This is a genomic window from Streptomyces siamensis, assembly GCF_039543605.1.
In the GTDB taxonomy this organism is placed as follows: Bacteria; Actinomycetota; Actinomycetes; order Streptomycetales; family Streptomycetaceae; genus Streptomyces; species Streptomyces siamensis.
The window spans coordinates 45,429-67,978 of the sequence record NZ_BAABKB010000013.1 but is presented as its reverse complement, the minus strand read 5'-3'; the positions used below and the strand labels follow the sequence as shown (position 1 = coordinate 67,978).

The window sequence follows — 22,550 nt, the reverse complement described above, 5'->3', positions numbered from 1 at the left end:
GGGGGCGGACTCACACGTCCCGGCGCTCCAGCAGCACGAACGCGCCGACGATCGCCGCGGCCGTGACCCCGGCGAGCAGGCCGAGCTGTGCCCCGCCGTGACCGCTCTCGGTGTCCAGCTGGAAGATCCGGGCGAGGGCGTTGGGCGCGTTGTACTCCTGCATCTTCTCGCCGATGGTGCGCATGCTGTCGGACATCATCAGGAACGCGGGCATGATCGCGGGCACGAGCACCACACCGAGCATGGTGGTGATCGCTCCGGCCGAGTGGCGCAGCATCGAGCCGACCGCGAGCGCGAGGGCGCCGAGCAGCGAGACGTACAGCGCACCCATGATCACCGAACCGCCCCAGCCGACGCCCGAGGAGCCGCCGTGCATCCCGGAGGTCATCATGCCGACCAGGGCGATCGAGAAGGCCGATACGACGAACGCCACCGCGAAGAAGATGATCAGCTTCGCGGCGAGCACCCGGTGACGCTGCGGGGAGGCCGTGAAGGTCGTACGGATCATGCCCGTCCCGTACTCGGACGAGACCACCAGGACGCCCAGGGTGATCAGGCAGATCTGCCCGAGCATCAGGCCGAAGAAGGCCGGGATGGTGTACGGGACGTCGCTGAAGTCTTCGTTCGTGGTCTGCGCGGCGACCAGGAAGCCGATGCCGATCACGAGAAGCAGGAAGATGCCGAGCGTCCACATCGTGGAGCGCACCGACTTGATCTTCGTCCACTCGGAGGTGAGCGCGTGACCGATGTGGGTACGGGTGACCGGGATCGGCGAGGTGTACGAAGCGCCGGGCGCCGCCTGCCAGTTGGGGGCAGCGGCCGCCTGCTGCGGCATCGGGGGCTGGGGCGTGCTCATCGGGCGTCCTCGGGCTTGGTCAGGTCGGGTGCGGCGGCGGGAGCGGCGGGAACAGCCGGTGCGGCGGGCGGTTGCGCGGGGGCCTGTGCGGGCGCCTGGGGCGCGGACTGGGCGTACGGGTTGGCGTCCGCGCCCGCGGGTGCGGACGGAGCGCCGTACGGGCCCGGAGCGCCGCCCGCGGGGGCGCCGTAGGGACCGGGCTGCCCCTGCGGCATCGAGAACGGCTGCCCGCCCTGCTGGGGCGGCGGCGGGGCGTACCAGCCCGGCTGGCCCTGGCCGGCGACCGGCATCTGCGGCTGGGGCACGGCGCCCGGTGGCAGCTCCTGCTGGAGACCGGCCTTCTGGTCGATGGTCGAGCGGTAGTCGACGGCGCCCTGCGTCATCCGCATGTACGCCTCCTCCAGCGAGGCCTGATGGGGCGACAGCTCCCAGAGGCGCACGTCGGCGGAGTGTGCGAGGTCGCTGATGCGGGGCAGCGGCAGACCGGTGACCCGCAGGGCGCCGTCCTGCTCGGGCAGCACCTGGCCGCCGGCCTCCGTCAGCGCGGCGGTGAGCTTCTCGCGCTGCTGGGGCTCGGTGTCCGGGGTGCGGACCCGCGCGAAGTCGGCCGAGTTGTGGGAGATGAAGTCCTTGATGTTCATGTCGGCGAGCAGCTGGCCGCGGCCGATCACGATCAGGTGGTCGGCGGTCAGCGCCATCTCGCTCATCAGGTGCGAGGAGACGAAGACCGTCCGGCCCTCCGCCGCGAGGGACTTCATCAGGTTGCGGACCCAGAGGATGCCCTCGGGGTCGAGGCCGTTGACCGGTTCGTCGAAGAGCAGCACCTGCGGGTCGCCGAGGAGCGCGGCGGCGATGCCGAGCCGCTGCCCCATGCCGAGCGAGAAGCCCTTGGAGCGCTTCTTCGCGACGTCCTGGAGGCCGACGACACCGAGCACCTCGTCCACCCGGCGGGCGGGGATGCCGGACAGCTGGGCCAGGCACAGCAGGTGGTTACGGGCGTGGCGGCCACCGTGCACGGCCTTGGCGTCGAGCAGCGCGCCGACCTGACGGGGCGCGTTCGGCAGCTTGCGGTAGGGGAAGCCGCCGATGGTCACATGCCCCGAGGTGGGGTTGTCCAGGCCGAGGATCATCCGCATGGTGGTCGACTTGCCCGAGCCGTTGGGCCCGAGGAAGCCGGTGACGGCGCCCGGCCGCACCTGGAAGGAAAGGTTGTACACGGCCGTCTTGGCGCCGTAGCGCTTCGTCAGGCCGACTGCCTCGATCATGCTCCGCACCCATCGAAAGGTTCAGGACGTCGGGGCACACGCCCCCGTAAGGGTTAGGAGGATATCGGGGCGCTGACGGTTCCACTCAAGGGAAAGTAAAACTACGCAGGTCACACGCTCGCGTTGTCAGGTACGCGTCTTCGCAGGCCAGGGGCGAAACGGAACCCCGAGGGGCAGAAACCGCCGTGTTCCGGCAACGTCCCGAAGGGCCCGGAGGCACGGCGGAAGCCGGCCCCCTGGGTCCTCGCCCGGCGTGCGCTACGGCAGCGAGTCGCCCAACGGCGGCAGGTCGTCGTACAGCCGCAGGTCCGCCGAATCGTCGACGTAGGGCAGGAAGTCGGTCTGCGGCAGGACCCAGCCCTCCTCGCCGAAGATCCGCGTGCCCCGCTCCCGCAGCGACCGGTCGGCGCCGGCGCGCCGCACCCAGGTGGCCGGGTCGGGCCCGAGCAGCTCGCGCAGCCGCGCCGAGTCCGCGAGCAGGTGGGCGAGCAGCTCGGCCTGGTCGCCGCCGCCCGCGCGCGGCCGTCCGGTGGCCGGGTCGGCGAGCACTCCGTGCGCGCTGAAGTAGATGTACGCGCCGCCGAGGCGCTCCCCGGACGGCATCGTCATCGCGAACGCGTCGCCCGGGAGTATCGCCCGCCGGTAGTCGGGGAACTCGGTGTCGTCGACCGCCTTCAGCTGCGTCGAATCCAGCCAGGTCACCACCAGCGTGGCCGAGGCGTCCCGGTCCACGTAGGGCGTCCCCGCCACATAGCCCGCCGGGCTGATGTGCCCCGAGCAGCCCACCGCGATGCCGTGCACGCGCACCGGGACCATCGGCACCGTCGCGGGGATCCCGAGCCGGGTCAGCTTGTGGGCGACCTGGCCGGGGGAGGCGTTGGAGCCGACGGCGATGACCGGGTGGCGGCGCCCCGTGGCCACCTGGCCGAGGTCGGCGAGCGCCTCGTCGAGCCGCTGCTGCTCCTGCCGCTCCTCCACGTACCACTCGCCCAGGCGCAGCGGCCGTACGTCGAGCTGGAGCAGCTCCCCGCCGGTCAGCAGGGACGGCTCCGTCGTGGGGCGGCCGGGATAGGTCAGCGGCTTCTTCGCGGGCACGTCGTCCAGGCCCAGCGCCTCGAGGCTTCGGTCCTTCGTCGTCACGGTGACGCCCTTCGGGGGTGGTCGCGCGATACGGGCACAGCCTTCCACGCGGGATGTACCCGGGGCGGGGGCTCGTCTCCCCACGTGGACGGGGTTGGCCGGAACGGACACCGGGAATGATGCCGTCCCATTGTACGAGTGGGACCAAGTCGGCTACGGGGGATGTGAGTTGAGCTTACTGAGGCGCTCGGGGCGAGGCCGGGCGCATCCGCGGTTCCGTACGTCCGTTCGCTGGTGGATCGCCGGCCGCACGGTCCACGCCCTGGTCCTCATGACGCTCGGCGCGCTGGCCGGGCTCTCCGTGCTCATCGCGGTCGGCTGGACCCTGACCGAGCACTCGGCGCGGTCGATGGCGCAGCGCTTCTCGGACGGCGAGCGGCTGTTCGACCTCAGCCTGTCCGTGCTGCGCGCCAGCGTCGGCACCGACAACCTCAACCCCGAACCGGACAGCACCGCGCACCAGCTGCTCGCCACGGTCGCCTCCGTCACCGGCGCGCTGGCGCCCGCGGTGCTCCTCGGCATCGTCCTGATCAAGCTGTTCGCGCTGCGGCCCTTCGTCTGGCGGCAGCGGGCCAGCATCTCGCAGGCCTGGACCGCGGACTTCCCCGGCTACTCGCGTCGGCACGCCCACAGCGACGACGCGATCATCGCCGTCCGCTTCTACAACCGCTTCGACAACCTCTCGGTCGTGGACCTGCGGGCCCGGGCGCACCTGCGCTACCTGGAGGAGTCCCCGCACGACGGCAGCCTCGTGATCTACAAACAGTGGCTGAAGGTGCTGGACGCGCAGGGCGAGCCGGCCGACGAGCGCTACTGGCTGGCGGTCGAGCGCGGGGCGCCGTTCACCGTGTGGATACCCGTCCAGGCGCCGGTGTCCGAGCTGCCGTTCCGGCACATCCAGGGCAAGGACCTGTCGGACTCCCGCGGTGTGAAACTGCTCGTGCGGCTGACCGCGCGGACCGTGGGCCTGGGCACCGAGGTCGCCGACGAGCGCTGGTTCGACCTGGAGGCCGGCGACTTCGAGCTCGGCCGCTTCGTGCCCCTCGAGCCCGAACTCGACAAGGACGTCTGGCGCTGGGAGGGGTGGACGGACTTCGACGGCCTGCTGGCGCCCCGCCCGGACGGCCGGGACCCTGACGCGCCCCGCCCGGACGGCCAGGATCCCGAGGACTGAGGGCCGGGACCGCCCGGACGGCGAGTACCGGAAGGGCCGAGAGGGGCCCGCCGGAGCCCGCCAGGACGGCGAGGACCCGTACGCCCGTGCGGCGGTGCGGCCCGCCGCGGGGTGAGCGCTACGCGTCCCGCTTCTTCAGCAGCGCGTACCCCCCGAGCAGCGCCGCGATCACCCACAGCACCATGATCCCGAAGCCGCCCCAGGGCCCGTAGGGGGTGTCGTCGCCGAGCGGCGTCACCACCTGCATGATCTTGCTGCCGGCCTGGTCGGGCAGGTAGCGGCCCACCTTCTTGGTCGCGGAGACCGCGCCCAGGATGTTGGAGATCAGGAAGAAGAACGGCATCAGGATGCCCAGCGAGAGCATCGGACTGCGCAGCATCGTCGCGACGCCCATCGAGAACACGGCGATCAGCGTCATGTACAGCCCGCCGCCGATCACCGCGCGCAGGACACCGGGGTCACCGATCGACGCCCGGTGCGGGCCGAGCGCGGCCTGACCGAGGAAGAAGGCGACGAAGCTGGTGACGAGTCCGACCACGAGGGCGAGCACCGCGGCGACCGTGATCTTGCCGGACAGGAACATGCCGCGCTGCGGCACGGCGGCGAGCGACGTACGGATCATGCCGGTGCTGTACTCGTTGCTCACCACCAGCACCCCGAACACGATCATCGCGAGCTGCCCGAGGCTCATGCCGGCGAAGCTGATGAACGTGGGGTCGAAGGACAGCCGGTCCTTCACGCTCATCCGGTCGAACTCGTTCTTCGACAGCAGCGAGATCAGGATGCCCAGGGCGATCGTGACGACCGCGGCGAGACTCAGCGTCCACACCGTCGACGAGACCGACCGGATCTTGGTCCACTCGGACCGTAGGACCTGGGACGCGGCCATGGTCAGGCCCCCCTCTTCCAGTCGCTGCCCCACTCCCGGCGGGGCTCCGGCGGTGCGTGCGGGGTGTCCGCGTGCGCGTGGTACTCCACCGACTCCGCGGTCAGCTGCATGAAGGCCTCCTCCAAGGAGGCCTGCTGCGGACTGAGCTCGTGCAGCACGATCTGGTGCTGGGCGGCCAGCTCCCCGATGTGCTCCGGTTTGCCGCCGTCCACCTCCAGCGTGCCGCTGCCCGACTCGACGACGGTGATGCCCGCGCCGTGCAGCACGTCGAGCAGCCGCTCGCGCTGCGGGGAGCGGATCCGCACGTAGGACCGCGAGTTCTGCTGGATGAAGTCCGCCATGGACGTGTCGGCGAGCAGCCGGCCCTGGCCGATGACGACCAGGTGGTCGGCGGTCAGCGCCATCTCGCTCATCAGGTGCGAGGAGACGAAGACCGTACGCCCCTGGGCGGCGAGGGACTTCATCAGGTTGCGGATCCAGTGGATGCCCTCGGGGTCGAGGCCGTTGACCGGTTCGTCGAACATCAGGATCCGCGGGTCACCGAGCAGCGCGCCCGCGATGCCGAGCCGCTGGCCCATGCCGAGCGAGAAGCCCTTCGCCTTCTTCCTCGCCACCGCGGTGAGCCCCACCGTGTCGAGGACCTCGTGCACCCGCGCCCTCGGGATGCCGTTGCTCTGGGCCAGGCACAGCAGGTGGTTGAGGGCGCTGCGCCCGCCGTGCATGGCCTTCGCGTCCAGCAGGGCGCCGATGTACTTGAGCGGGTCCTTGAGATGGTCGTAGTGGCGGCCGTCGATCCGTACGTCGCCCGTGGTGGGGTGGTCGAGCCCGAGCACCATCCGCATCGTGGTGGACTTGCCGGCGCCGTTCGGGCCGAGGAAGCCCGTCACGATGCCCGGTCTGACGGTGAAGGTGAGGTTGTTGACCGCCACCTTCTCGCCGTACCGCTTGGTCAGCCCCACGAGTTCGATCATGCGGCCACGCTAAGACGGGGTGCAGGGGCCTGCCACTTGAGCTCCCGGCACGACGAAGGCCCGCACCCCCGAGGAGAGGGTGCGGGCCTGCGGCGTCGTCAGCCGGTCCTGCGGTTACCGGGACTGCTGGGCCGGAACACCACGGGAGATCGGCTCGTCCTCGGCCGGCGTGCCGGCAGCGGCCACCGCGGCGCCCGTGAGCGTCGCGAGCATCTCGCGGACGTTGGTGAGCTGGGCGTTGATCGAGTCGCGGCGGTTGGTGAGGGCCGCGAGCTCGCGCTCGGATTCCGAACGGATCCGGTCGGCCTTGGCGTTCGCGTCGGCCACGATGTCCTCGGCCTGGCGCTGAGCCGTCTCCACCGTCTGGCGGGCGCGGCGCTCGGCGTCCGTGCGCAGCTTCTCGGCCTCCAGGCGGAGCTGCTCGGCGCGGTGCTCGATCTCCGCGAGACGCTTCTCGGCCTTGGCCTGACGCGAGGCCAGGTCCCGCTCCGACTGCTCGCGGCGCTTGGCGAGGTTCGTCTCGAAGTCCGCGGCGGCCTGCGCGGCCTTGGCGCGGGTCTCCTCGAAGAGGGCGTCCGCCTCCTCACGCTTGGACTGCGCGTCCTTCTGCGCGTCGGAGCGCAGCTGGGAGGCGTCGCTCTTGGCCTTCTCGACGATCCGGACGCCCTCGTCCTCCGCCTTGGCCTTGCGGTCCGCGGCGAACGATTCTGCGTCGTTGCGCACCTGCTGGGCCGCCGACTCGGCGAGCTCGCGGTGCTGCTCGGAAGCGCGACGGGCCTCCTCGCGCAGGTCCTTCGCCTCCTCCTCGGCGAGGCGGAGGATCTTCTCGACCCGCGCGCCGAGACCCGCGTACGACGGCTCTGCGTCGGTGACCTGGGCCTGGGCGTTCTGCGTTTCGAGGTGGAGCTCCTCGATGCGCTTTTCCAGAGCAGTGATGCGGGCCAGAGCGCTGTCACGGTCGGAGACGAGCTTCGAGATGCGTTCGTCCACCTGCGCGCGGTCGTACCCACGCCGCACAAGCTCGAAGCCGTAGGGGGAAGTGTCGCTCATGGGGTTCCTGTCGAATGAGACCGGTGAGGTGATAGGGGAATCCTAGGGGCCAAAGCGGTGTGTCATCGAGCGGATACGTGTTTGATCTGGAGAATGACACTCCTTTTGGGTGGCTAGCTGTCGGAGGGCTTGCCAGAGCCTGTGGGAAAGGTCCCGGCAAAGCACGGAATCGGTGCTTCTGGCTAGCCCTCTGACGTCTTGCCACTCGAACGGGTTGCGCCGGCGGCGGCACCCGCCTTGACCCCGCTGTCCTTGCCGCCGGACGGCGCCTCGAAGGACTCCAGCGCCTCCAGGACGTCCTGGACGCGGGAGATCTCCGCGTTGATGTCCTCACGGCGCCGCACCAGGACCTCCAGGTCGCGCTTGCCCTCCTCGACGGCCGCCTTGGCCTCCTGGATGGCCTCGGACCTGATCTTCTCCGCCTCGGCGACGACCGAGTTCTTCTTCTGCTCGGCCTCCTTGAGGAGACCCTCCGCCTTCTTCACGGCGGCGATGCGCACCTTGCTCGCCTCGGAATTGGCCTCCGAGACCAGGTCCTTCGCCTTCGCCTCGGCCTCGGCGAGCTGGTCCTCGGCGGCCTTCACCAGCGTGTCGCAGCGCTCGCCGGCCGTCTTCATCGCCTCGGCCGACTCGCGGCGCGCCCGCTCGTGCAGGTCCTCGATCTCCGAGGTGATCCGGTCGCGCAGCTCCTCCGCGCGCTCCCGGATCGCCGTCGCGTCCCGGCGCGCGCCGACCAGCAGCTCGTCCGCGTCCGTGCGGGCCCGCTCCACCAGGGTGTTGCCCTCGACGGTCGCCTCGGAGACCAGGCGCTCCGCCTCGCCCCGCGCGACGCCGACCATCGTGTCGGCCTGCGACTCGGCGTCCGCCGTGGTCTTCTGCGCGCTCTGCTGCGCCTCGGCGAGCAGCTTGTCCGCCTCGGACGCCGTCTCCGAGATGAGCGTGTCGACCTGCTCGGCGGCCTCCGAGCGCCGCTTGTTGGCGTCCTGGCGCGCCTCGTCCAGTGTCCGCTCGGCCTCCTCGCGCGCCGACGAGGTGAGCCGCTCGGCCTCCTCCTCGGCCCGCGCCTTGACGCGCTCCGCCTCGGCCCGGGTCCGCTCGGCGTGCTGCTGCGCGGACCCGACCGTCTCGGCGGCCTCGGCGCGCAGCCGCTCCGCGTCGCCCGTCGCGTCCGCGATGAGCTTCTCGGCCTTCGCCACGGACTCGGCGCGGACCCGCTCGGCCTCGGCGGCGGTCTCGGTCGCCAGCCGCTCGGCCTCCGACACCGCCTCGGTGATCAGGGTGTCGGCCTGCGTGGCCGCGTCCGAACGGATCCGGTTCGCGTCCTCACGGGCGTCGGCGCGGGTGCGCGAGGCGTCCTGGTCGGCGCCCGCGATGGTGTCCGACGCCTCGGTGCGTACGCGCTGGGCGTGCTCGGCGGCGTCCGAACGCAGCCGCTCCGACTCGGCGACCGCCTCGGACATCGTGCGCTCGGCGAGGGACTTGGCGGCCTCCGTCTCCTCGGCCGCCTCACGGCGCAGGCGCGCCGCGTCCTCGGAGGCCCGCTCGCGCTCCGCGTAGGCGTCGGCGCGGACCCGGTCCGCCTCCTCCTGCGCCTCGCCGCGCGTACGGTCCGCCGCGTGCTCGGCCGCCGACCGCAGCCCGGTGATCTCCTCCTGGGCCTGCTCGTGCAGCCCGGACACGGAGTCGCGCACCTGCTGGGCGGTCTGCTCCGCGTTCGAGACCATCTCGGTGGCGCGCCGGTCGGCCTCCTCGACCAGGCGAACCGCCTCGGCCTGGGCCTCCTCGACACGGTTGCGGGCGGACGCGAGGAGTTCCTCGCTCTGCTCGCGGGCCCGCTCGCGCTCCTGGTCGGCCTCCTGGCGCGCGGAGCCGAGGAGTTCCTCCGCCTCGCGCCGCCGACGGGCGGCCTCCTCCTGCGCGGCGGCCAGCGTCTCGGCGCCCTCGGTCGCCAGCCGCTCGGCCGCGGCCTGCGCCTCGGCCCGCACGCGGTCCGCGGTGTCCTGCGCCTCCGACTTCAGCCGCTCGGCCTCCGCGGCGGCGTCCGACCGCAGCCGTACGGCGATGGCCTCGCCCTCGGCCCGGGAGGCGGACGCGTCCGCCGCCGCCTCGGTGCGCAGCCGCTCGGCCTCGGTCTCGGCCTGCGCCTGGAGCGTACGGATCCGCTCGGCGGCCTCCGACCGCAGCCGGTCCGCCTCCTCGGCGGCCTCGCGCCGGATCCGCTCGGCCTCCGCACGCGCGTCCGTCAGCGCCTGCTCGGCGGCGGCGAGACGCTCCTCGGCCTCCGTGTGCTGCCGGGTCAGCCCCTCGGCGGCCTCGGCCTGCCGTGCCGCTATGGCCCGCTCGGTCTCCTCGCGCAGCCCCTCGGCGGCCCGCTCGGCATCCGCCTTGATCGTCTCGGACTGCTCGACGACCTCCGCGCGGTGCCGTTCGGCCTCGGCCCGGGTGCGCTCCAGCGTCTCCTCGGCCTGCCGGCGCAGCGTGGTGGCGCGCTCGATGGCCTCGGTGCGGACCTTCTCGCTGTCCGCCGTGGCCGTCGTCCGCAGCTCGTCCGCGTCCGCCTTCGCCTTGGCGAGCAGCTCCTCGGCGGTCCTGGCCGCCTCCTCGATCTGCTGGACGGCCTCGCGCCGCGCCTCCGCACGGATGCGCTCACCCTCGGCGACCGCGTCGGCACGCAGCTGCTCGGCCTCGCCACGCAGCCGACGGGCCTCCTCCTGGAGCTCGACGGTCTTGGCGCGGTATTCCTTGGTGTCGTCCTTGGCGGCGCCCTTGAGCTCCTCGGCGATGTCGTGCGCCTGGCCGCGCAGCCGGTCGGCCTCGGCCTCCGCCTCGGAACGGATCCGCTCGGCCTCGTCGGACGCGGCCTTCGTCGTCTTCTTGGCGTCCTCGGACGCCTTGTTCAGCACGTCCTCGGCGGTACGGGCCGCCTTGGAGAGCTGGGAGGCGGTCTCCTCCGCCGTGAGGCTGCGGGCCTTCTCGCTGGCCGTCGCGATGATGCTCTCGGCCTCGGTACGGGCGTCGGCGACGAGCTGCTCGGCCTCGGACTTGGTGTTCTCGGCCTCCTTGGTGGCCTCGCTGACCAGGCGGGCGACCTGCTCCTTCGCGGTCCGTGTGCGCTGCTCGTTCGTCGACTCGGCGCTCGCCAGGGCCTTGGCCGCGGCATCCTTCGCCTCGGCGACGACCTTGTCGGCCTCCGTGCGGGCCTCGCGCAGCGCCGTGTCGGCCTCCGACATGCGCTGCTCGGCGGCCCGGCTCAGCTCCGAGGCCTGGCGACGGGCGGTGTCCGACTCGGTAGCCGTGGAGCTGCGCAGCTGCTCGGCGTGGTCGGTGGCCTCCTGGGCCTGCGTGGACGCGGCGTTCAACAGCCGCTCGGCGTCGGTGCGGGCCCGGCGCAGCAGCGCCTCGGCCTCCGCGCGGGCCGACTCGGCGTCGTTGGTGAGCCGCTGGCGGGCCTCGCCGGCGATCCGCTCGGCCTCGGCGCGAGCGGTGGCCAGCGCCTGCTCGGCCTCGGCGCGCGACTCGTCGAGGAGACGGCGGGCCTGCGACTCGCTGCGAGCGCGCAGCTGCTCCGCCCACGCCACGTTCTCGTTGACGTGCGACTCGACGGTCTGACGGCGCTCGGCCAGCTCCTGGTCGAGCTGCTGGCGGCGGTTGACCGCCTCCTGGTGCAGCTCGGCCTGGAGCCGGGCGGCCTGCTCGGCGTGCTCCTGAAGGATGCGCTGGGTCTGCGCGCGGGCCTGGCTGAGTTCGCGCTCGGCGTCCGAGCGCAGCTGATCGGCCTGGATCTGCGCATTACGGAGCAGCTGCTCGGCCTGATAGCCGATGTCGGCGCCGTCGTAGGCAGGACGGGTCGCCAGACTGCGCCGCGCCTCGTGCAGCTTGGCGCGCAGCACCTCGACCTGATAGCCGAGGTCCTCGGCGTGCTGGACCGCCTTCTCCCGCTCGGTCTTCAGCCGCTCCATCTCGGCCTCGAACCGAGAGAGGTGGTCGACGTCAGCCGCCGGCTCTCGCTCCTGGCGTTCGTAGCCCCGCACTGCGCGGTCCCATCCGTCCCCTGGTCGCAAGTCTTTCCGAACGAGCTCCGTCCATCCTCCGAACGGGGCCCCCGGGGAATGGTGTCAGATCAACGGCGGAGCATGGGCTGCTGCCCCGACGCTCGACCCCCGAAACCTGGACCCCGGCCCTCGGTCCTGCTCGCTGGAATGCGGCAGGACCTCGGCCGTCACCGCACTGAGGCGACGGCCGCCCCCAACCCTACCGGCCCAGATATACGGAGGTCAGTGCTCAGGTGACTCAACAGCCGCCGAAGTGACCAGTTCTGTCAGGACACCGTGGCAATCCTTGGGGTGCAAGAAGGTGATCCGGGACCCCATGGACCCGATCCGCGGCTCGTCGTAGAGCACCCGTACGCCCTTGCCGCGGATGTCGGCGGCGTCGCCGTCCACGTCCGCCGTGCCGAAGGCGATGTGGTGCACGCCCTCGCCGTTCTTGGCCAGCCACTTCCCGACGGCGGAGTCCTCGCGGGTGGGTTCGAGCAGCTGGAGGTAGGAGGCGCCGCCGTCGGACGTCTCGTTGATCTTGAGCATGGCCTCGCGCACGCCCTGCTCCTCGTTGACCTCGGAGTGGAAGACTTCGAAGCCGTACGTGGCCCGGTAGAACTCGACAGTCTTGTCGAGGTCGAAACAGGCGATCCCAATGTGGTCGATTCGCGTCAGCATGGAGTCAGTGCAGCGCTCCGCGAGTGGTTACGCAACGTGCGCGCGATCACACCGCGGGCCGGATGACGCGTGGCTTACCGCTCAGTACATTCGAGTAAACCCTCGTTCACTCCTCAGCTGTGCAAGCTGGAAGGGGATCGCACCTCATGTCTGGAACGAACAGCACGACTTCCGTGATCGTCGCGGGTGCCCGCACCCCGATGGGACGGTTGCTGGGCTCCCTGAAGTCCTTCTCCGGAGCCGAGCTCGGAGGCTTCGCGATCAAGGCCGCCCTCGACCGTGCGGGGATCGGCGGCGACCAGGTGCAGTACGTGATCATGGGGCAGGTGCTCCAGGCCGGCGCGGGCCAGATCCCGGCCCGCCAGGCCGCCGTCAAGGCGGGCATCCCGATGGGCGTCCCGGCGCTCACCATCAACAAGGTGTGTCTGTCCGGCCTCGACGCCATCGCGCTGGCCGACCAGCTCATCCGCGCGGGTGAGTTCGACGTGGTGGTCGCGGGCGGCCAGGAGTCGATGACGAACGCGCCGCACCTGCTGCCCAAGTCCCGTGAGGGCTACAAGTACGGCGCGATCGCGATGCTCGACGCCATGGCGCACGACGGACTCACCGACGCCTTCGAGGGCATCGCCATGGGCGAGTCCACCGAGAAGCACAACGGACGCCTCGGCATCGCCCGTCCGGAGCAGGACGAGATCGCGGCTCTCTCGCACCAGCGCGCCGCCGCCGCCCAGAAGAACGGCATCTTCGAGGCGGAGATCACCCCGGTCGAGATCCCGCAGCGCAAGGGCGAGCCCGTCGTCTTCAGCAAGGACGAGGGCATCCGCGGCGAGACCACCGCCGAGTCCCTCGGCAAGCTGCGCCCCGCCTTCACCCGCGACGGCACGATCACCGCGGGCACCTCGTCGCAGATCTCCGACGGCGCCGCCGCCGTGGTCGTGATGAGCAAGGCCAAGGCGCAGGAGCTGGGCCTGGAGTGGATCGCGGAGATCGGCGCCCACGGCAACGTGGCCGGCCCGGACAACTCTCTCCAGTCGCAGCCCTCCAACGCCATCCTGCACGCGCTGAAGAAGGAGGGCCTGGAGGTCGAGGACCTCGACCTCATCGAGATCAACGAGGCCTTCGCCGCGGTCGCCGTCCAGTCAATGAAGGACCTCGGCGTGTCCACGGAAAAGGTGAACGTCAACGGCGGTGCCATCGCCCTCGGTCACCCGATCGGGATGTCCGGCGCGCGGCTCGTGCTGCACCTCGCGCTGGAGCTGAAGCGGCGCGGTGGCGGTGTCGGCGCGGCCGCGCTGTGCGGCGGTGGCGGTCAGGGTGACGCGCTCATCGTGCGGGTACCCAAGGCCTGACACGCGTTTTCCTCGTAGAACCCTCGTGAACGGAGCTGTGATGCAGGACGTCTCCTCGCTGGTGGCCCAGGCCAGGGAAGGCCGGCCGCGGGCCGTGGCCCGGCTGATCTCCCTGGTGGAGGGGGCGGCACCGCAGCTCCGCGAGGTCATGGCGGCGCTCGCGCCGCTCACCGGCAACGCCTACGTGGTCGGGCTGACCGGCTCGCCGGGCGTCGGCAAGTCGACGTCCACGTCGGCGCTGGTCACGGCCTACCGGAAGCAGGGCAGGCGGGTCGGAGTGCTGGCCGTCGACCCGTCCTCCCCGTTCAGCGGCGGAGCGCTGCTCGGCGACCGCGTACGCATGTCCGAGCACGCCTCGGACCCCGGTGTGTACATCCGCTCGATGGCGACCCGCGGCCACCTCGGCGGACTCGCCTGGGCGGCCCCCCAGGCGATTCGGGTGCTGGACGCGGCGGGCTGCGACGTGATCCTCGTCGAGACCGTCGGAGTCGGGCAGTCCGAGGTCGAGATCGCCTCCCAGGCGGACACCTCGGTGGTCCTGCTGGCGCCCGGGATGGGTGACGGCATCCAGGCCGCGAAGGCCGGAATCCTGGAGATCGGCGACGTCTACGTCGTCAACAAGGCCGACCGGGACGGCGCCGACGCCACCGCCCGCGAGCTCAATCACATGCTGGGGCTCGGGGAGTCGCGGGCGCCGGGGGACTGGCGGCCCCCGATCGTGAAGACGGTCGCCGCCCGTGGCGAGGGGGTCGACGAGGTCGTCGAGGCGCTGGAGAAGCACCGGGCGTGGATGGAGGAGCACGGGGTGCTCGCCGAGCGGCGCCGGGCGCGGGCCGCGCAGGAGGTCGAGACGATCGCCGTCACCGCGTTGCGGCAGCGGATCGGTGACCTGCACGGGGACCGGCGGCTCGGGGCGCTCGCGGAGCGGATCGTGGCGGGGGAGCTCGACCCGTACCGGGCCGCGGACACGCTGGTGGAGGGGCTCACCGAGGGCTGACCTCTTCCTGTGCGGAAGGGCCGACCGAGGTTCTGCGCGGGTCGGCCGACCGAGGGGTGACCCCTCCTGCGTGGGACGGCCGCCCGAGGGTGCACCCTCCTGCTCCGTTCCTGTCCGGCCCCGGAATCCGCTGTCCAGCGGCATCCGGGGCCGACGTGTTTCGCCCCCTCCGCCCCTGCCCGTCCCTTGTTCCTGGGGGCTCCGCCCCCAGACCCCCGGATCGGCCTGGACGGCCTCGTCCTCAAGCGCCGGACGGGCTGAGGCGCGCCCCCGGTTCTCAAGGGGTGCCGGACGGGCTGAGGCGTGCCCCCGGTTCTCAAGGGGTGCCGGACGGGCTGAGGCGCGCCCCCCGTTCTCAGGGGCGCCGGACGAGGCGGTGATCGAGGGGTGGTGGGCCTGGTGGTCAACTCGTCGTGTGCGCTGTTAAGTTAGGGCGCATGTTCCTCCTCTGTGCGTAGGGCCCGCCCAGGTCCGCGATCGGTCGGCAGCACGCAGGCTGCGGCGTCGCGGTCCCTCGGTGTCCCCTTTTCGCCTCGACAGAGGAATCACGAGCATGTCCACGCCTTCCATCGGGCGGCCCTCGTATGCCGCCGTACTGCGGATCCCGTACGCCCGCCGTACCTTCGGCGCCGCCCTGCTGGGCCGCCTGTCGTACGGGATCGTCTCCCTCTCCGTGATGCTGGCCGTGACCCGGGCCACCGGGTCGTACACCGTCGCCGGCACGGTGATGGCGCTGTTCGGCGCCACCAGCGTCTTCCTGTCCCCGGCGCGTGCGGCCCTGGTCGACCGGCACGGTCCGCGCGCCGCTCTGCTCCCCATGGCCCTGCTCTACGCCGCGCTCCTCGGCACGCTCGCGGCGGCGAGCTGGCGGCCCGGCGCGCCCCCGGTGGTGCTCGGCGCCGTCGCGGTCGCGGCGGGTTCCTGCACACCTCCGCTCGGCCCCACGATGCGCGCGGTCTGGGGTGAACTCGCCGACGACCGGCTGCTGTTGCAGCGCGCCTACAGTCTGGACGGTGTCGCCGAGGAAGTGCTGTTCGTCTCCGGCCCGCTGCTGGTCGGCGCGCTGGTGCAGATCGCGCCCCCGGCGGCCGGCGTCGCGCTCAGCGGGCTGCTGGTGGGCGCCGGGACGCTCGCGTTCGTCGCGTCGCCGGCCGTCCGCGACGTACGGCCGTCCGGTGCGCGGAAGCCGGGGCGGGGCGCCGCCCGGCCGAGCGCAGCGCGGGCGCTGGTGCGGCCCGTCGTCGTCGCCGCCGGGGTCGGGCTGTCCCTCGGCGCGGTCGACCTGCTGGTCCTGGCCTGCGCCGGGGAACGGCACCACGGCGACGACGTGGTCGCCTGGGTGCTCGCGTCGCTGTCGGCCGGCAGCGCGGTCGGCGGCCTGCTGAACGGCGCCGTCGACTGGCGGACCGGCGCCCGCGTCCGACTGCCGCTGCTGGCCGTCGGACTGGGCCTGGCCCTGGCCGCCGCCGGACTCGCCCCCGGCCTCGGCACGCTGGCGGCCGCGGTGGCCTGCGCGGGCTTCTTCGTGGCTCCGGCGCTCACCACGGCGTATCTGCTGGCGGACGAGACGGCTCCGGAGGGTTCCCGGACCCAGGCGGGTGCCTGGGTCAACACGGCCGTGAACGCGGGCAGTTCGGGAGGTACGGCGGCGATCGGCCTGCTGGTCGGGTGGCTGCCGCTGAGTGTGTGCTTCGCGATCTCGGGAGCCGTGGCCCTGCTTGCCGCGCTGGTCTCCGGCTGGGGCGGCCGGGCCGCGGCGGAGGGGGCGGGGCCCGTCGTGGGCCCGGTGAGCGAGGGGGACGGGCAGGCGGAGCCGGGCCGCGGACGGCGCTCTCGGCCCGCCGTGCCGTCCGGTGCACCGTCGGCCGCGCAGGGTCCGGCGCCGTCTTCCGCGAACGGCGGCTCGGCGGGGTCCTCGTCCCGATGAGAAGCGGCGGGCGGCGGGACGGTGTTCCCGCCGTCCGCCCGCTCCGTCAGGGCTTTCCGCGTTGTCCGCGCAGATGCTCGGCGATCGGCCGCAGCGACTTGTGGAGGTCTTCCAGCGCCTCGGGGGACAGCAGGTCGATGAAGTGCTTGCGCACGGACGCCACATGATGGGGCGCGACCTTCTTCATCGTCTCCATGCCGTGCGGGGTCAGGACGGCATACAGTCCCCGGCGGTCGGACTCGCAGTTCTCGCGGCGCACCAGGTCCGCGTTCTCCATACGGGTGATCTGGTGCGAGAGCCGGCTCTTGGACTGGAGGGTGGCGGACGCGAGGTCGCTCATCCGCATCCGTACGCCCTCCGACTCGGAGAGGTTCACCAGGATCTCGTAGTCGTTCATCGTCAGCCCGAACGGCTGGAGGTCCCTCTCGAGCTGGTACGTCAACAGCCTGTTGACCTCCAGGTGGGTGCGCCAGGCGCACTGCTCCGCATCGGTCAGCCAGCGCGTGGCCGTCTCGGTCTCCATGAATGAAGTCTACCTAAAATGTTGAAAGGCGAACTAGTGACGGTGGTGTGACGGTGCGCACGCGTTCGATGTCACACTCCGCAGACTACCGCTCACAGCCCGAAGCGACGCTGGAGGTCCCCCAGCTGTCCGGGAAGACGCGGTGCGCCGGCTTGCGCCCCGTGCTGACCCGGCACCCCGCCCGCGCCCGGCACTCCGGCCTGCTGCGGAACCACCCCCGTGGCCTGCTCGGCCATGAGGGTTTCGGTGGACTGGAGCAGCACCGTGCCGGCCCCGACGAACTCGAACTGGTGCTCCTCTCCGGAGGCCCCGCCGAGGCCCGTCATCGCACGTAGACCGCCCATTACACCTGTCATGTACCCATGGTCGTAGTGGTGGCAGGGGGACGGGCAGTCGGCCCAGCCGACCAGGGCCTGCGGGTCCACTCGGATCGGGGGTTCCATGAACACCACCGGACCGTTGGATGCGGCCACGAACTTTCCGGTTCCGATCAGGGTCAGAAACCCCGGCACGATCGACTGCTTGAGGGCGAGACTTGGCTGAAAAGCGAGCAGGTTGCCCGAGCGAATGGTCAGATTGCCCTCGTCGAGGTCGTACGAATTCACGTCGAAGGCCCGGTCGGCGAGGAGCATCTTGCCCGAGCCCTCCGCCACGACCCAGTCGCTCGCGTGCAGAGGCGAATGGAAGGACGTTCGCACCAGACGGTCCAGCCGGCCGTGTCCGACGCCGTTGAACTCCATCGAGCCGTAGTAGGCGATCATCTTCCCCTTCTGCAGGAACCACTGGCTCCCCTTGAGCTCCACGCAGAAGGTGTAGTTGTTCACGTTGTCGTCGACCGGCAGGGTCATCGGGTCGTGGATGACCGGGCCGCCCGGGGTCCCGTACGCGCTCACAGCTTCTCCTCCGAGGCCTGGACGTACACCGCGCCGTTGCCGCTCAACTCCAGCTGGAAGGCCTCGCCCGAGCCGCGTCCGACCATGTCGCGCCAGCCCAGCGCCGTCGACAGCTTGTTGCGTACGTCCCCGTGGTGCGCCACGTACGCCTGCGGGTCCACGTGCACCGGGCGCTGCGGGGTGATCGGGACCTCGAAGACGCCGCCGTGCGCCATGACGGCGACCGCGCCGTGCCCCTTGAGCGTCGTCGTGAACAGGCCCTGGCCGGTGACCTGGCCGCGCACCATGCCCATGACGCCGCCCTGCGAGCCGAGGAACATCGTCCCCTGCTGGAGCGTGCCGTCGAAGGCGAGCAGCCGGTCCGCCTCCACGTACAGGGTGTCCCCGGTGAGCTCGATCACCTGGACGTGGTGGCCGCCGTGCCCGAAGAGCACGGTGCCCGAGCCCTCCACGGTCATGAGCGGGGTCGCCTCGTTGGCCAGGCGGCGGCCGATCATCGACATCACACCGCCCTGACCGCCCTGGATGTTGGGGGTGAAGGAGACCTCGCCGCGGTAGGCGAGCATCGCGCCGCGCTGACTGAACATCCGTTGGCCCGGCAGCACCGTGGCCTCGACCATCTTCGAGTTCACCTCACGGAACGGCATGTCACACGTCCCCCGCGATCGTGTTGCGCTCACTGGGCTGCACATAGACCAGACCGTCGCCCTCGAAGCGGATCTGGAACGCCTCGCCGCCGCCCTCACCGAGCAGTGTGCGAAACGTCACGCCGGACTGGAACGACTGCCGCACATTGCCCTGGTGCGCGATGTACGCGCCCGGGTCGACCGTCAGCGGGTACTGGGAGCTCACCCGCAGCACCACCGCCGGCCCGTCCGACGTGATCGCCGCCTGCCCGTGCCCCTCGACCGTGGTCGTGAACAGCCCGTTGCCCTGCGAGGCGCCGCGCAGCCCGGTGAAGGTCGTGCCGGTCCGCAGCCCCGCGTCGGTCGCGAGCAGATTGCTCGACTCCACGTACAGCTTGTCCCCCTGGAGACTCACGAGGTTGATCTCGGAGGCCCGGTCCGCGAACCAGCAGGTCCCGTGCCCCTTCACCTCCATCACCGTCATCTGCTCACCGGTGAGGCGCCGGGTCACCATCCCCCGTACCCCCTCACCACCCCCGCTCAGCTTCTTGAACGCCATCTGGCCGTCGTACGCGACCATCGAGCCGTTCTTCGCCTTCACGGCGTCCCCGGTCATGTCGACGGCCAGCACCTTGCTGCCTTGAAGTCGGAACATCGCCACGCTGTGAAGGTAGCCGCAGGGTGCGGCGGCCGACAGGTCCTCGGGGAGGATCCCGACCCCGAGGACACCCCGACACCCCCCTGCCGGGGCGTCCGGAGTCCGGGTGCCACAATGGACCGACGCTTGTGCTTGCGTTCACAAAGCGAGCCCCGGCGCCGCCCGCACGACCACCACGCGACGATCAAGTCGACAGCGAATCTCTCACCGAAGGTGAACCGTGGACATAAAGACCGCCTCCGCCCTCCGCCGCCTCCGCCTGGTCTCGGCCCCCGAGGCCGTCTCCTTCCTGCTGCTGCTCGTCTGCTCGGTGCTCAAGCGGACCACGGACTTCAACGCGGTGCCCGTCATGGGCGCCCTCCACGGTGTCCTGTTCATCCTGTACGTGATCTTCTGGGCGGACGCCTGGAACCGCGCCAAGTGGAGCGCGGGGACCGGCATCCTCTACTTCGTCCTCTCCGTCCTGCCGACCGGCGGCTTCTTCGCCGAGCGCAAGCTCAAGCGCGAGGCCGAGGACGCGGTGATCGCGTCCCGCGCCCGCAAGGAAGGGATCGTGAACGCATGATCGTCGCCTTCTCCGTGACGCCGCTGGGCGTCGGCGAGGACGTGGGGGAGTACGTCGCCGACGCCGTCCGGGTCGTCCGCGAGTCGGGGCTGCCGAACCGCACCGACGCGATGTTCACCTCCGTCGAGGGCGAGTGGGACGAGGTGATGGACGTCGTCAAGCGCGCCGTCGCCGTGGTCGAGGAACGCGCGCCGCGCGTCTCGGTCGTCCTCAAGGCGGACATCCGCCCCGGCGTCACGGACGGTCTGACCTCCAAGGTGGAGACGGTGGAGCGGCACCTGTCCGCATAGGCCCGCGCCCCCTGGATCCTCCGTACGGGTCCCTTGTCGAACCCCGGCCCATGGGCCGGGGTTTCTTCGTCCCGGTGGCCCGCGCGGGCCGGCGCGCTCCGGCCTGCGCCCGTGGGCGCGGAGGCGGTCACCCCGCTGCGGACGCCAGCGCCAGGCCCAGGGGTGTGTGCTCGTAGAGGACCTGGTGGCCGTAGCGGCGGGAGGTGAGCAGGCCCGCGTCGCGGAGCGTCGCGAGGTGGGCCGACACGGAGGACGGCGCGAGCCCGAGACGCCGCGCCAGATCCGTCGTGGTGGCGGGCTCGGCCAGTGCGGTGAGGACGGCGGCCCGACCCCGCCCGAGCAGCCGTACGAGCGGGTCGGGCGCCCGGTCCGACGGTTCGGCCCACAGACCGCCGATGCCCCGCGCCGGATAGACGAGCGTGGGCTGCCAGGGCGGGTCGTAGGAGCTGACCACGTCGGGCCAGATGAAGACGCTGGGCATCAGGACGAGCCCCTGGCCCGCGAGGTCCCGCTCGTGGAGCCCCTTCCACTCGACGGCCAGCGTCCGGGCGCGCCAGCCGAACCGCGGGTCGATCTCCGGCAGCAGCCCGCCGAGTCCGACCTCCGCGAGCCGCCGTGAGTGGAACGAGACGTCCGCCTCCAGCAGGGCCCGCAGCCGCGGCCAGTCCGGTTCGAGAAGGGTGTGCCAGGCCGCCTCCACCAGGTCGGCCAGTTCCCCGACCATGCGGACCGGGTCCTCCAGCAGGGCCCGCCCGCGGGCGGACGCGAGGGCGCCGGGGGTGTCGGCGAGTGACCGTGCGGTCTCCTCGCGGGCCGCCTCGGGGTCGGCCGCGCGGACCGCGGCGATCTCCTCCTCGAATCCGGCGGCCGGACCGATCGGCGGCCGTCCGAGCCAGTCGGGGGAGTAGCCGCGGTGCGGCATGAGCATCCACAGGGGCGCGAGGTCGAGCCCCGCCGCCGCGGCACGGATCCGGCGCAGCCAGTGCGCGTGGTAGCCCTGGCGCGCGGGACGGTTCAGGGTCCGCACCGCCTCCAGGGTCTCCCACAGCGGGGACACCGCGAAGCGGCAGTTGAGGAGGTCGTCCTCCCCGAAGTGCAGCAGGGACGGCACGGCGCCTCCCGCGCGGGATCTCGAAGATTCGGCTGACGCCGAAACTCTACGGCTCCGGCCGGCGTGCGGGCACGCTGCTGCCCATGCGGGAAGCACAGGACACGGAAGCACAGGACACGGAAGCACAGGACACGGAAGCGCAGGACACCGGGGGAACGGGGCCGACAGGACCTGCGGGCAGCCCGGTGCCGACCGCCGCGGACGCCGGCTCCGACGTCACGGGCTACGGCCGTGTCTTCGCGGTACGGGAGTTCAGGGCCGTCTTCGCCGCGCACGCCCTGTCGTTGCTCGGGCTCGTGGTCAGCGAGATCGCCCTGTCGGTCCTGGTCTACGACCTGACGGGCTCACCGTTGCTGAGCTCCCTCACCTTCGCGCTCGGCTTCCTGCCGTACCTCGTCGGCGGAACCCTGCTCGCGGGCGTCGCCGACCGCTTCCCGGCCCGGCGGGTGCTGGTGGTGTGCGACCTGCTGTGCGCGGGGTGCGTGGCCGTGATGGTGACGCCGGGCGCGCCCACGGCCGTACTGCTCGCGATGCGGTGCGCGCTCGCCGTGGTCTCGCCGGTCTTCCAGGGCACGCGGACGGCGACCCTCGCCGACGTGCTCGGCGACGGGGACCTGTTCGTGCTCGGCCGTTCCCTGCTGCGGATCGTCTCGCAGAGCGCGCTGCTCGCCGGATTCGCGGCCGGCGGCCTGTTGCTGACCGTCGTCACGCCGCGGCACGCCCTCGTCGTCACCGTGTGCACGTTCCTGGCGTCCGCCGCACTGCTGCGTCTGGGCACCCGGCGGCGCCCGGCGCGGGCCCGGCAGTCGGGGGCCCTGGTGCGGGACTCGCTGCGCGGCACCCGGCTCGTGCTCGCCGACCGGCGTGTGCGCGCGCTGCTCCTGCTGTTCTGGGTGCCACCGATGTTCGCCGTGGCGCCCGAGGCGCTGGCCGCTCCGTACGCCGACGGGCTGGGCGCCGGTCCGGCCGGGCTCGGTCTGCTGATGTGCGCGCTGCCGGTCGGCACGATCGCGGGGGAGCTGTACGCCGGAGCGAGGCTGCGGCCTGCCACCCGTACCCGGCTCGCCCTCCCGCTCGTCTGCGTCACCGTGCTTCCCTACGTGGGCTACGCCCTGCGGCCCGGACTCGGCTGGTCGCTGGTCCTGCTGCTGCTCGCGGGCGCCGGCTCGGCCTACACGCTCGGCCTCGACCAGTGGTTCGTGCGGGCCGTTCCGGAGGAGCTGCGGGGGCGGGCCATGACCCTGAACACGGCGGGGCTGATGACCGTCCAGGGGCTCGGGATGGCGCTGGCGGGCGTCGCCGCGGAGTTCGCCGGGGTGCGGGCGGCGGTCGCGGGCGCGGGTGTGCTGGGCACCGTCTGCTGCGTCGTGCTGGTGGTGGAGGCGCGGCGGGCGGAATCGGCGCGGGTGCGGAGCGCGGACCGGGAGGTCGCGCGGAGCGCGGGAGAGCGGTGACGGCCCGTGCCGGAGAGGCCGGAATCCCCGTCGTACCGGGGTCGGCGACCGAAAGGCGAGACGGGGCTGACCACGATGTGACCGGCCGGTAAGGTCT

The 22,550-nt window shown here is 72.0% G+C and carries 20 protein-coding genes; 7 read left to right on the top strand and 13 right to left on the bottom strand.

Going from position 1 to position 22,550, the window contains the following annotated elements; all coding sequences use genetic code 11:
- Positions 1–10: 10 nt before the first annotated feature.
- The 3 genes from ABEB03_RS18985 to ABEB03_RS18975 all read right to left on the bottom strand — a co-directional run bounded on the left by ABEB03_RS18985 (position 11) and on the right by ABEB03_RS18975 (position 3,261).
- Positions 11–856, bottom strand: coding sequence for an ABC transporter permease (locus ABEB03_RS18985; RefSeq protein ID WP_345650146.1), 846 nt, complete (start codon positions 854–856; stop codon positions 11–13).
- On the bottom strand, positions 853–2,121 hold the full coding sequence (locus ABEB03_RS18980) for an ABC transporter ATP-binding protein (protein WP_345650144.1): 1,269 nt from the start codon (positions 2,119–2,121) through the stop codon (positions 853–855). Before ABEB03_RS18980 ends, ABEB03_RS18985 begins: the two co-directional genes overlap by 4 nt.
- Positions 2,122–2,379: 258 nt before the next feature.
- Positions 2,380–3,261, bottom strand: a complete 882-nt coding sequence (locus tag ABEB03_RS18975; protein WP_345650141.1) for a hypothetical protein — start codon at positions 3,259–3,261, stop codon at positions 2,380–2,382.
- A 169-nt stretch (positions 3,262–3,430) separates the two neighbouring features.
- On the opposite strand from ABEB03_RS18975, the gene ABEB03_RS18970 reads away from it, so the two are divergent.
- Entirely contained in the window at positions 3,431–4,435 is a 1,005-nt protein-coding gene (locus tag ABEB03_RS18970) for a hypothetical protein (protein WP_345650138.1), read from the top strand.
- A gap of 118 nt (positions 4,436–4,553) precedes the next feature.
- Here the strand turns inward: ABEB03_RS18970 and ABEB03_RS18965 are convergent, their stop codons facing one another.
- From ABEB03_RS18965 to mce, 5 genes are all read right to left on the bottom strand, one after another.
- Positions 4,554–5,324: an ABC transporter permease gene (locus ABEB03_RS18965; RefSeq protein WP_345650136.1), complete on the bottom strand. Its 771-nt coding sequence runs from the start codon at positions 5,322–5,324 to the stop codon at positions 4,554–4,556.
- A 2-nt stretch (positions 5,325–5,326) separates the two neighbouring features.
- Complete coding sequence (locus ABEB03_RS18960) at positions 5,327–6,295, bottom strand: ABC transporter ATP-binding protein (protein WP_345650133.1); 969 nt, start codon at positions 6,293–6,295, stop codon at positions 5,327–5,329.
- Between the two features lie 114 nt (positions 6,296–6,409).
- Positions 6,410–7,345 (bottom strand): coiled-coil domain-containing protein, encoded by a 936-nt coding sequence (locus ABEB03_RS18955; RefSeq protein ID WP_028804254.1) that lies wholly within the window; start codon positions 7,343–7,345, stop codon positions 6,410–6,412.
- A gap of 182 nt (positions 7,346–7,527) precedes the next feature.
- Entirely contained in the window at positions 7,528–11,376 is a 3,849-nt protein-coding gene (gene scy / locus ABEB03_RS18950) for a polarized growth protein Scy (RefSeq protein WP_345650129.1), read from the bottom strand.
- Between the two features lie 243 nt (positions 11,377–11,619).
- Positions 11,620–12,060, bottom strand: a complete 441-nt coding sequence (gene mce, locus ABEB03_RS18945; protein WP_095936705.1) for a methylmalonyl-CoA epimerase — start codon at positions 12,058–12,060, stop codon at positions 11,620–11,622.
- Positions 12,061–12,206: 146 nt separating this feature from the next.
- On the opposite strand from mce, the gene ABEB03_RS18940 reads away from it, so the two are divergent.
- The 3 genes from ABEB03_RS18940 (at position 12,207) to ABEB03_RS18930 (ending at position 16,333) form a co-directional block, all read left to right on the top strand.
- Entirely contained in the window at positions 12,207–13,409 is a 1,203-nt protein-coding gene (locus ABEB03_RS18940) for an acetyl-CoA C-acetyltransferase (protein WP_345650125.1), read from the top strand.
- 40 nt (positions 13,410–13,449) lie between these two features.
- Positions 13,450–14,406, top strand: a complete 957-nt coding sequence (gene meaB / locus ABEB03_RS18935) for a methylmalonyl Co-A mutase-associated GTPase MeaB (RefSeq protein ID WP_345650122.1) — start codon at positions 13,450–13,452, stop codon at positions 14,404–14,406.
- Positions 14,407–14,959: 553 nt separating this feature from the next.
- Positions 14,960–16,333 carry an MFS transporter gene (locus tag ABEB03_RS18930; RefSeq protein ID WP_345650119.1) on the top strand — a complete coding sequence of 458 codons (1,374 nt, stop codon included), beginning with the start codon at positions 14,960–14,962 and terminating at the stop codon, positions 16,331–16,333.
- 46 nt (positions 16,334–16,379) lie between these two features.
- Here the strand turns inward: ABEB03_RS18930 and ABEB03_RS18925 are convergent, their stop codons facing one another.
- The 4 genes from ABEB03_RS18925 to ABEB03_RS18910 form a co-directional block, all read right to left on the bottom strand.
- Positions 16,380–16,856 (bottom strand): MarR family winged helix-turn-helix transcriptional regulator, encoded by a 477-nt coding sequence (locus ABEB03_RS18925; protein WP_028804259.1) that lies wholly within the window; start codon positions 16,854–16,856, stop codon positions 16,380–16,382.
- A gap of 92 nt (positions 16,857–16,948) precedes the next feature.
- Positions 16,949–17,749 (bottom strand): AIM24 family protein, encoded by an 801-nt coding sequence (locus ABEB03_RS18920; RefSeq protein WP_345650115.1) that lies wholly within the window; start codon positions 17,747–17,749, stop codon positions 16,949–16,951.
- Positions 17,746–18,396, bottom strand: coding sequence for an AIM24 family protein (locus tag ABEB03_RS18915; protein ID WP_345650112.1), 651 nt, complete (start codon positions 18,394–18,396; stop codon positions 17,746–17,748). Before ABEB03_RS18915 ends, ABEB03_RS18920 begins: the two co-directional genes overlap by 4 nt.
- Before the next feature lies 1 nt (position 18,397).
- Positions 18,398–19,030 carry an AIM24 family protein gene (locus ABEB03_RS18910; RefSeq protein WP_345650863.1) on the bottom strand — a complete coding sequence of 211 codons (633 nt, stop codon included), beginning with the start codon at positions 19,028–19,030 and terminating at the stop codon, positions 18,398–18,400.
- A 223-nt stretch (positions 19,031–19,253) separates the two neighbouring features.
- Between ABEB03_RS18910 and ABEB03_RS18905 the strand changes: the two genes are divergently transcribed.
- Together ABEB03_RS18905 and ABEB03_RS18900 are read left to right on the top strand one after the other, a co-directional pair.
- Positions 19,254–19,598, top strand: coding sequence for a DUF3817 domain-containing protein (locus ABEB03_RS18905; RefSeq protein WP_095936710.1), 345 nt, complete (start codon positions 19,254–19,256; stop codon positions 19,596–19,598).
- Entirely contained in the window at positions 19,595–19,888 is a 294-nt protein-coding gene (locus tag ABEB03_RS18900; protein ID WP_345650105.1) for an MTH1187 family thiamine-binding protein, read from the top strand. Before ABEB03_RS18905 ends, ABEB03_RS18900 begins: the two co-directional genes overlap by 4 nt.
- Positions 19,889–20,015: 127 nt before the next feature.
- Here ABEB03_RS18900 and ABEB03_RS18895 read toward each other — a convergent pair whose 3' ends face one another.
- Positions 20,016–20,999 carry an ArsR/SmtB family transcription factor gene (locus tag ABEB03_RS18895; RefSeq protein ID WP_345650102.1) on the bottom strand — a complete coding sequence of 328 codons (984 nt, stop codon included), beginning with the start codon at positions 20,997–20,999 and terminating at the stop codon, positions 20,016–20,018.
- Positions 21,000–21,082: 83 nt separating this feature from the next.
- Here ABEB03_RS18895 and ABEB03_RS18890 point away from each other — a divergent pair, with 83 nt between their 5' ends.
- Positions 21,083–22,453, top strand: coding sequence for an MFS transporter (locus ABEB03_RS18890; RefSeq protein ID WP_345650099.1), 1,371 nt, complete (start codon positions 21,083–21,085; stop codon positions 22,451–22,453).
- The last annotated feature ends 97 nt before the right edge of the window (positions 22,454–22,550 follow it).